The organism is Salinisphaera sp. (genome assembly GCF_002729955.1).
In the GTDB taxonomy this organism is placed as follows: Bacteria; Pseudomonadota; Gammaproteobacteria; order Nevskiales; family Salinisphaeraceae; genus Salinisphaera.
Window position 1 is genome coordinate 25,335 of the sequence record NZ_PBYA01000058.1, and the last position, 7,209, is coordinate 32,543.

6 protein-coding genes and 1 other RNA gene are annotated in these 7,209 nt (G+C 66.0%); 6 read left to right on the top strand and 1 reads right to left on the bottom strand.

The window, feature by feature from the left end; translation table 11 throughout:
* Nucleotides 1-76: 76 nt before the first annotated feature.
* Nucleotides 77-1,987, bottom strand: a complete 1,911-nt coding sequence (locus CMN27_RS17100; protein ID WP_293628443.1) for a penicillin-binding protein activator — start codon at nt 1,985-1,987, stop codon at nt 77-79.
* Between the two features lie 97 nt (nt 1,988-2,084).
* On the opposite strand from CMN27_RS17100, the gene rsmI reads away from it, so the two are divergent.
* From rsmI to CMN27_RS17130, 6 genes are all read left to right on the top strand, one after another.
* Nucleotides 2,085-2,936, top strand: a complete 852-nt coding sequence (gene rsmI, locus CMN27_RS17105) for a 16S rRNA (cytidine(1402)-2'-O)-methyltransferase (RefSeq protein ID WP_293628445.1) — start codon at nt 2,085-2,087, stop codon at nt 2,934-2,936.
* A gap of 39 nt (nt 2,937-2,975) precedes the next feature.
* An RNA gene (rnpB, locus tag CMN27_RS17110) (RNase P RNA component class A) lies at nt 2,976-3,327 on the top strand.
* A gap of 381 nt (nt 3,328-3,708) precedes the next feature.
* Nucleotides 3,709-4,170, top strand: a complete 462-nt coding sequence (mraZ, locus tag CMN27_RS17115; RefSeq protein ID WP_293628447.1) for a division/cell wall cluster transcriptional repressor MraZ — start codon at nt 3,709-3,711, stop codon at nt 4,168-4,170.
* Between the two features lie 52 nt (nt 4,171-4,222).
* Complete coding sequence (gene rsmH / locus CMN27_RS17120) at nt 4,223-5,173, top strand: 16S rRNA (cytosine(1402)-N(4))-methyltransferase RsmH (RefSeq protein ID WP_293628449.1); 951 nt, start codon at nt 4,223-4,225, stop codon at nt 5,171-5,173.
* The gene (gene ftsL, locus CMN27_RS17125; protein ID WP_293628451.1) at nt 5,170-5,439 is read left to right on the top strand and encodes a cell division protein FtsL; all 270 of its coding nucleotides are present in this window, start codon (nt 5,170-5,172) and stop codon (nt 5,437-5,439) included. Before rsmH ends, ftsL begins: the two co-directional genes overlap by 4 nt.
* Nucleotides 5,436-7,196, top strand: coding sequence for a penicillin-binding protein 2 (locus CMN27_RS17130; RefSeq protein ID WP_293628453.1), 1,761 nt, complete (start codon nt 5,436-5,438; stop codon nt 7,194-7,196). Before ftsL ends, CMN27_RS17130 begins: the two co-directional genes overlap by 4 nt.
* The last annotated feature ends 13 nt before the right edge of the window (nt 7,197-7,209 follow it).

The following is a 7,209-nucleotide window of genomic DNA, read 5'->3' on the forward strand; positions in this document are numbered from 1 at the left end:
TCTACGAGCACCCGCGTGCGGGCGCGGTGCCATGAGGCCGCGCGCCGAATGCGTGTCGGCGCGCGGCTCGGTCGGACTAGCGCGCCCAAGGGTCGCGCGTGCTCGAGGCCCCGGCGGCGTCGTTCTTGGCGTCGCTGATCGACGGCATTTCCGCCAGCTCCGGTTCGCCGTCGCGGAACACCGCCCAGGCCAGATAGCGCCGGATCGTGCCATCGGGATTGACCTTGAGCACGCCGGTCATGCCCTCGAACATATCGTCCGGGCGCAGGCCGCGCTCAGCGATACGGTCGGCGAGTTTCCAGGCGTCCATGCCCATCGCGAACAGCCGCTCGTAGTGTTCGGCGGTCGTGCCGTAGCGCTGGATCGCTTCGGCCCGGCGCGAGTCGAGAAAATCGCCGGCACCGACCACCCAGGGCATGTCGACGAACTCAACGCCGTTGAGGTCGATGTCCTCGCCCGGGTCGGGGCTGCCGGTGTAGGAATGCGAGGTGGTCAGCATGGCCAGGTTGCGGGCCCGGTAGTAGCGCAGCTGGCTACGAATCAGGCGGGCCTGGGAGGGCTGGGCGGCCACGAAGATGTAGTCGGCGCCGCCACGGCGATAACTCTGCAACAGGCGCTGGATCGGGTCGCGGTGATCCGGCTCGCTGGGCTCGTAGGTCGCCTGGTCGACGACCTGGCCGCCGCGTTTTTCCAGCTCGCTGCGAAAGGCGTTGAACACGCGCATGCCCCAGTCGCCGCTGGGCACCAGGGCCAGGGCGCGCGTGCGGCCCTTGGCGGCAGCCTGACGTGCGACTTCGCGGGCTTCGTCTTCGGGGGCGAGAGCGAACTGGTAGAAGCCGGCGTGGCTGTCGGGCGTATCGGTGTAGTTGAGGCCGACGGTCGGGATCTGGCTGTCCAGCCGGGCCATCTCGGCGACCTTCGGCTTGTCGAGCGGGCCGACCAGAATGCCGACGCGGTCACTCTGTGCGCGCTGGAGCAGCTCGTTGGCGCTCATGCTGCTGGTATCGTAGATCTGCGGGCGGGCCGGCTTGCTGCTGTCATTTTCGTAGGCAAACATGAAGCCGTCGCGAATGGCCTTGGCCGCACTCGAGAAGTTGCCCGTCATCGGCAGGGCCAGGGCCACGCTATCGTTTTGCGGGCGCGGGGCCTGGCCAAACTGCTGGCCGGGCCGGCTGCGCTCGACCGGCGAGGTGCGGGCGCGGTAGTCGAAGCGCTGCTCGAGAATGCTGCGGGTGGCCGGATGCTGCGGGAAACGGTCCTCCCAGGCGGCCAGGGCCTGATCGCGTTCGTTACGGCTGTTCCAGCGACGCTGACCGATATCCGCCAGCGCCAGCCAGCCGATCGTGGTCTGGTCTGCCTGCTGGGCGGCCTGGCTTTGCGGGCCCTGGCCGCGGGCGATCGCATCCAGCGCCTTGGCATAGATGTTGTCGTCGTTGCCGCGCAGCATGCGGTCGTCGACCAGCCATACGCCGCGCTGCACCAGGGCGCCGATGCCGGCGATCAGGTCGTTCTGTTCGAATTGCAGCTGCGCGCGTTTTTCCCAGACGCGCTCGGCCACCTGCGGCGGCGTGCCGCTGCCCGGCGGGGGCAGCTGCTCGAGCGCGGCTGCCGGCGCTGTGCCCACGAGGTTGACCTCGCGGCGTGCCAGCTCGTAGCGCGCCCGTTCCAGATCGTTGAGCGTGCTCGGCGGAAAGCTCGACAGGATCTGCTTGGCCGTCTGGGCATCGCCGGCCTGGGCGGCTGCAAGCCCCGCTTCGAAGCGAAGCTGTCGCGCGCGATCCCGGTCGGAGGCGTTCGCCGAGGCCTGGGCATAGAGTTCGGCGGCACGGGCGTAGTCGCCCTGTGCGACCGCCTCCTCGGGGGTGCCCGTCGGGGCGTTGCCGAACTGGCCCTGCGCCTGACGTAACTGCTCGGCACAGCCGGCCAGCAGCAGGGCGATAAGCAGGACGGCAAGCGGGCCCAGCGATAGCTTTTTATAGACGGTCATAAGATTGGAACTCCCAGATTTGCGCGCCTCATCCCCCAAGCGCGTCAGTATGGCCTGCATAATATCAGCGCCATCCCTACGACGTCGTGAAACGACTATGCAATCGACCACGGCCGCGCTCTGGATTGTGGCCACGCCCATTGGCAATCTCGGTGATTTCAGCGATCGCGCACGGCGCACGCTCAACGACGTGGCGCTGATCGCTGCCGAAGATACCCGCCACAGTGCGCGTCTGACCCGTCATCTGGGCATCGATACGCCGATGATGTCTTTGCACGAACATAACGAGGGCGCGCGCATCGATACGATCGTCGAGCGGCTGGCCGCCGGCGATTCGGTGGCCCTGATCAGCGACGCCGGCACGCCGCTGATCAGCGATCCGGGTTATGCGTTGGTCGGCGCGGTACGTGCGGCCGGCTATGCCGTACTTGCCGTGCCCGGGGCCTGTGCGGCGATCGCGGCGCTTTCGATTGCGGGCCTGCCCAGCGATCGATTCGTGTTCGAGGGTTTTCTGCCCTCCAAGGCCACCGCCCGGCGCAGCCGCCTGGCCGAGCTGGCCGATGAAAGCCGCACGCTCATCGTCTATGAGTCCAGCCATCGCATCGAACGCTGTGTGCGTGATATGGGGGAGGTGTTGGGCGCCGGGCGACGGATCGGGCTCTGCCGTGAGCTGACCAAACTGCACGAACAGAGTGTCCTGCTCGAGGCCGAGGCCCTCGCTGGCTGGCTCGCCGAGGACGACAACCGCCGCCGCGGCGAATTCGTGCTGGTGGTGGAAGGCGCGCCCGAGGCCAGCCGTGAACGCGGCGAGATCGATCTGGATGCATTGCTCGGCGAGCTGCTGGCGTTGACCGGCACCAAGCAGGCGGCCAAGGCTGCGGCCCGTCTGACCGGGCGCGCGACCAACGAGATCTATGCCCGGGCGCTTGAGCTTGCCGCTGCCGATTGATGCACCGCAGCGTAGCCACGGGTGATAGAATCCGCGCTCGGAGTCGGCCACGCAATCGCGGTGCCTGCAAGGGCACGGAGGAAAGTCCGGGCTCCACAGGGCAGGATGCCAGGTAACGCCTGGGAGGCGTGAGCCTACGGAAAGTGCAACAGAGAGCAGACCGCCTATGGCTCGTTCGCGAGCCAGGTAAGGGTGAAAGGGTGCGGTAAGAGCGCACCGCGCGTCCGGCAACGGTTCGCGGCACGGTAAACCCCATCCGGAGCAAGACCAAATAGGAGGACGACGTGCGGCCCGCACAGTCCTCGGGTAGGTCGCAGGAGGCATGCGGTGACGCATGTCCCAGATGAATGATTGCGTACGACAGAACCCGGCTTATCGGCCGACTCCGACCTCCAGTTCCCCCCACGCGACGGCCCCGGCCGGCCTTTGCGCGCCCCGGCGTGGGCGAGCGCCCCACCTGCGCAAACTGCGCGCCGATTTGTGCGCCACGGAATTCCCCGCTCGCAGGTTATGCACGCCAATAAAGGCTTCGCGGCCGGCAACGGCTTACAAAATCGTCGAGCTAAAACCGCTAAAACCCTAAAAAACAAAACAAAATGGCAATGCCGTTTTTGGTCTCAAATTGGGCTGTGAAGGCTTCAGAAATCACTGTTTTGCTGGGTTTTTTTGCCCTTCGTCGTTTGCTTGACACTCGAAAGCGGCACTGCCTATAGTGGCGCCGAGGGGTAGGAAGTGGGGCAAAGTGGTTCAACGGCAGAAATGAGGCCGCAGCGTGTTCAAGGGGTCGCATCCGGTCACTATCGATGCCAAGGGTCGCATTGCGATCCCGGCGTCGTATCGCCAGTCGTTGGTTGACGACTGTGCGGGCCGGCTTGTCGTCACCCAGCACTGGGACGGCTGCCTGCTGATCTACCCGTTGTCGGAATTTCAGGCGTTCGAGAAGAAGCTGCTGGCCAAGGGTGGACTCGATCCGAAGGTGAGAAACATCCAGCGTTTTCTTATTGGCAATGCCCGCGACGTCGAGATGGACAAGCAGGGGCGGCTGTTGTTGCCGGCCAACCTGCGTGGCTATGCGCATCTGGAATCCAAGGCGGTGTTGTCGGGTATGGGCAATCTCTTCGAGCTGTGGGACGAAGCGACCTACCACGCGCGCTCGGCCGATATCGCTGCCCAGTTGTCGGAAGACGCGGCCAACGGCGAGCTGCCCGACGTGCTCATGGATCTGAGCCTGTGACCCCTTTCATCCACCGCTGCATTTAATCGAAGTCATGAGGACCGCTGCTCACATGCCGCAGGCCGAACATCAACCGGTGTTGCTCGACGCCGCCCTGGCAGGGCTTGGCGTGCGTGCCGACGGCGTGTACGTGGATGCCACCTTTGGTCGTGGCGGCCACAGCCGGGGCGTGCTGGCGCAGCTGGGCGAACAGGGCCGGCTGATTGCCTTCGATCAGGATCCCGACGCCGAGGCGCATGCACAGCCGCTGGTCGACAGCGATGCCCGGTTCAGCTTCGTGCGCAGCTCCTTTGCCGAGCTGGGCGAGCGTATCGCCGCACTTGGCCTGACCGGTCGCGTTGACGGCGTACTGTTCGATCTGGGTGTGTCGTCACCCCAGTTCGATGTGGCCGAACGCGGTTTTTCGTTTCGTCATGCCGGCCCGCTGGACATGCGCATGAACCCCGATGCCGGGCAGCCGCTGTCGACGTGGTTGCATGCCGCGAGTCACGGCGAGATCGCGTCCGTGATCAAGCGCTACGGCGAAGAGCCGATGGCCGGGCGTATCGCCGGGGCGATCGTCGATGCCCGTGAGGCCGGGCCGATCCAGGACACCGGGCGTCTTGCCGCGATCGTGGCGGCTGCGATTCCCGCGCGGGTCGCCGCCGGCAAGCGCATTCACCCGGCGACGCGTACCTTTCAGGCCTTTCGTATGTACATCAACGACGAGATCGGCGCGCTCGAGCGCGGTCTCGAGTCCGCCTTCGACGTGCTCGCGCCGGGCGGGCGGCTTGTGGTCATCAGTTTTCATTCGCTCGAGGATCGTCGGGTCAAGCGCTTCATTCGCGCCCAGGCCCGCCCGGCGCCGCCGCCGGTGCCCATGGTGCCCGCCGCCGAGCCGGCCTTGAGCGAAATCGGCAAGCCCGTACGCGCGGATGCCGCCGAGCTTGCCGCCAATGCCCGTGCACGCAGCGCTATCCTGCGGGTAGCCGAACGTACCGCGGCACCGAAGGTGACGGCATGAGTCGGCCGCTTCTGACCATCATCGGCCTGTCGCTGACCATTCTGGTGAGCGCGGTCGCGGTCGTTCAGGCCAAGCACAAGACGCGCGAAATGGCGCATCAGCTGCAGGTCGAACGCGTCGAGCGCGACAAGCTGTCGACCGAATGGGCCCAGCTTCAGCTCGAGGAGAGCGCCTGGGCGAACCCCGATCGGGTGGCCCAGGTGGCCCGTCGTGAGCTCGGTATGGTGCAGCCGCGGCAATATGTCGTGCTGGAGTCGCGGCGATGAGCCGGCACGACCATCGTCGCAGCGGTCCGCGCTCCAAGCGTAACCAGACGCCGCCGCCGCCGGGCTGGCGCGGCTGGTTCGTGCTGACGCTGTTCGTGGCCTTTGCCGTGGTCCTGGCAGGCCGGGCGTTTGATCTGCAGGTGCTCGATCAGGCCTTTCTGACCAAGGAAGGCGACAAGCGTCATCTTCGCAGTGTGTCCGTGCCGGCCGGTCGTGGCGTGATCAAGGATCGCAACGGGGAACCGTTGGCGCTGTCGGCGCCCACCGAATCCGTTTGGGCAGTGCCCGGCGCGGTGCTGGAGGCGCCCGAGAAGATCGCGCCGCTCGCACGCGAGCTGAACATGCCGGTTTCCGAGCTGCGCAGTCGCCTGGAAAGCTACAAGGGGCGTCAGTTTCTGTATCTGCGTCGCCAGCTGGCGCCGACCGACGCACGCGCGGTAATGGCGGTCGACGCGCCGGGCGTGTTCTTGCAGCGCGAGTACAAGCGCTACTACCCGGCCGGCGAAGCCGCCGCCCAGATCGTTGGCATGACCAATATCGACGGTCGTGGCCAGGAAGGCCTCGAGCTCAACCGTGACGATTATCTGCACGGCGAGCCGGGCAGTCGGCGCGTGGTCAAGGATCGGGTCGGTCGCGTGGTCGAGGATCTGGCCGAATTCCAGCCGCCGCAGGCGGGCCACGACCTGCGCCTGACCATCGATTCGCGCATGCAGTACATGGCCTACCGTCATATCAAGGCGGCGGTGGTCAAAAACGATGCCAAGGGCGGCATGGTGGTCATGCTCGACCCCACCACGGGCGAGCTGCGGGCGGTGGCCTCCTATCCAAGCTTCAACCCCAACGATCGCGATTCCATCGATCCCTCCGGCGTGCGCGCACGGGCGGCCACCGACGTCATGGAGCCGGGTTCGACGGTCAAGCCGTTGCTGCTGGCCAAGGCGCTGGACAGCGGCCTGTTCGACACCGACGACGTCATCCATACCAAGGGCTGGTTCATGGTTGGCCGGCTGACGGTGAAGGATTTCCGCAATTACGGCGACGTCGATTTCGCCAAGATCCTGCAGAAGTCCAGCAACGTCGGCGCTGCCCATGTGGGGCTGAAAATGGGGGCCGAGGGCGTGTGGCGCGCCTATAACGATTTCGGTTTCGGCGATATCACCGGCAGCGGTTTTCCCGGTGAGCGTTTCGGCGTGCTCAAGGATTTCTACGAGTGGAACAACGTCGAAACGGCCACGGCGTCTTATGGCTATGGCCTGGCCGTGACCGCGTTTCAGCTCATTCGTGCCTATGGCGCGATCGCCGATGACGGCATGTTGCGCAGCCTACGCCTGATCGAAGGCGAGGGCGCCGATATGCATGTCCCGCCCAGGCGCGTGCTCAAGGCAAAAACCGCGCGCACCATGCGCCATCTTCTGGAAGGCGTGATCAGCCCGGCCGGTACGGCCACGAAGGCGGCGATTCCCGGTTATCGCGTGGCCGGCAAGACCGGTACCGCCCGCAAGGCCGGTAGCGGCGGCTACAACGCCGACCGTCACCAGGCGCTGTTCGTGGGCATGGCACCGGCGGAAAAGCCGGCGCTGGTGACGCTGGTCATGCTCGACGAGCCGAAAAAGGATGCCTATTACGGCGGTGCCGTCGCCGCGCCCGTGTTTGCCGCGGTCATGCGGGATGCATTGCGCCTGCTCCGGGTGCCACCGGACGACCCGAGTGTGTTGACCGCATCGGCCGACACGCGATCCAACGGAGCTGGCACATGACTGGGCTGGCATC